Source organism: Arhodomonas sp. KWT (genome assembly GCF_010993615.1).
Genome location: NZ_WNXE01000366.1, coordinates 1 through 1,841, shown reverse-complemented (window position 1 = coordinate 1,841; position 1,841 = coordinate 1). Strand labels below are relative to the sequence as shown.

General features: G+C 74.0%; 2 protein-coding genes and 1 pseudogene. All 3 read left to right on the top strand.

From position 1 onward, the window contains the following. Positions 1-726: 6-phosphogluconolactonase (gene pgl / locus G7A99_RS18990; protein WP_205599932.1), on the top strand; the 726-nt coding region annotated here is incomplete at its 5' end. Further along, on the top strand, positions 723-1,640 hold the full coding sequence (locus G7A99_RS18985) for an SIS domain-containing protein (RefSeq protein ID WP_163143124.1): 918 nt from the start codon (positions 723-725) through the stop codon (positions 1,638-1,640). The genes pgl and G7A99_RS18985, both read left to right, overlap by 4 nt. 34 nt (positions 1,641-1,674) lie before the next feature. After that, positions 1,675-1,841: pseudogene (locus G7A99_RS18980) on the top strand (DJ-1/PfpI family protein); the annotation flags it as partial.

Here is a 1,841-nt window from a genome sequence, read left to right as displayed (position 1 = left end):
CCCTCCCGCACCGCCCCCACACCCGACGTCCGCGTTGCCGAGCACCCGGACCCCGACGCCCTCGCCGACGCGCTGGCGGAGAGCGTCGCTGCGAGCCTCACCGAGGCCGTGGCCGCCCGCGGCGTCGCCACACTGGTGGTGCCCGGCGGGCGCACGCCGGTCGCCCTGTTCCGGGCGCTGTCCCGCATCGAGCTGCCCTGGTCGTCGGTGATGGTCACGCTCACCGACGAGCGCCGGGTGCCGGCGGACGATCCCCAGAGCAACGCGCACCTGGTGCACACGCACCTGCTCGCCGGCGCGGCCCGGGCGGCGCGTTTCGTGCCCCTGGCGGGCGACCCGGGCGGCGACGCCGCGCAGGCGACACGCTCGTGCTGCAAGCGCCTCGCCGGCCTGCCCCGACCATACGACGTCGTGATCCTGGGCATGGGCGGGGACGGCCATACCGCGTCGCTCTTCCCCGGACGGTTCCCCGGCGGGCCGGACGCCGACTGCGCCGCGGTGACCGCCCCGGTCGCCCCCGAGGGCCGGCTCTCCCAGTCCGCGGCACGGCTCGCCGCCACCCGCCGCCTGATCGTGTACTTCACCGGCCACGACAAGCGCGCGGTCTTCGACCAGGCCCTGGCCGATGCCGGCACCACGAAGCCGCTGCCCATCGCCGCCGTCGCCCGGCAGGCCGACTGCCCAGTGGAGCTCTACTGGGCGGACACGCCGGGAGGACCCGCATGAGCACGCCGCACCCGGACGAGATCGCCACCACCGGGGCCCGTTCCGTGATCGCCGGGATCCGCGCCGCCCTGCCGGGCCTGCGCCGCTCCGAGCGTAAGGTCGCGGAATGCGTGCTCGCCGACCCCGGCGCGGTGCCCGAGGCGCCAATCGCGGCACTCGCGGCCCGGGCCGGCGTGAGCGAGCCCACGGTCGTGCGTTTCTGCCGAGCGCTGGGCCACAGCGGGTTCCAGCAGTTCCGTCTGGCCCTGGCCCGCGACGCCGCCGGCGGCGACGCCTGCATGATCAGCGGTATCGAGCGGGACGACGATATCGCATCCCTGACCGCAAAGGTCATGGACCGCTCCGTGGCGACCCTGCTGCAGGCACGCCGCAGCCTCGACACCGCACGCATCGAGGCCGCCGTGGCCCTGCTCGCCGGCGCGAGCCGCATCGAGCTCTACGGCCAGGGCGCCTCCGGCGTCGTCGCCGCGGACGCGCAGCACAAGCTCTTCCGCCTCGGTATCCCGGTGGTGGCCTATACCGACCCCCACGTCCACGGCATGGCCGCGGCCATCGTCCCGGCGGACGCGGTGGTCGTGGCGATATCGCACACCGGACGCAGTCGTGACATCGTGGAGAGCGTGGCCCGGGCACGGGGCAACGGCGCCGCGGTGATCGGCGTCACCGCCGCGGATTCGCCGCTGGCGGCGCAATGCAGCGTCGTTCTCGGGGCCGAGGCCGACGAGGACACCGATCTCTACACCCCGATGATGTCGCGGCTGGTCCACCTCGCCATCCTCGACGTCCTCGCCGCCGGACTTGCCGTCGCCGGCGGCGACGAGGCGCTGGAACGGCTGCGTCGCACCAAGCGCAGTCTGACGGCGGCACGGGGCGGCAGCGACCGCGACACGGCCGCCGCCGATACCGGACCGTGATCCCATAACCTCTGGCAGCAAGGGAGAGACCGTCATGAGCGGACGCAGGATCCTGATGATCGTCGGCGACTTCGGCGAGGACTACGAGATCATGGTGCCCTTCCAGGCACTCCAGGCCGTGGGACACACGGTCGACGCCGTGTGTCCGGGCAAGCGCGCCGGCGAGAGCGTGCGCACGGCGATCCACGACTTCGAGGGCGA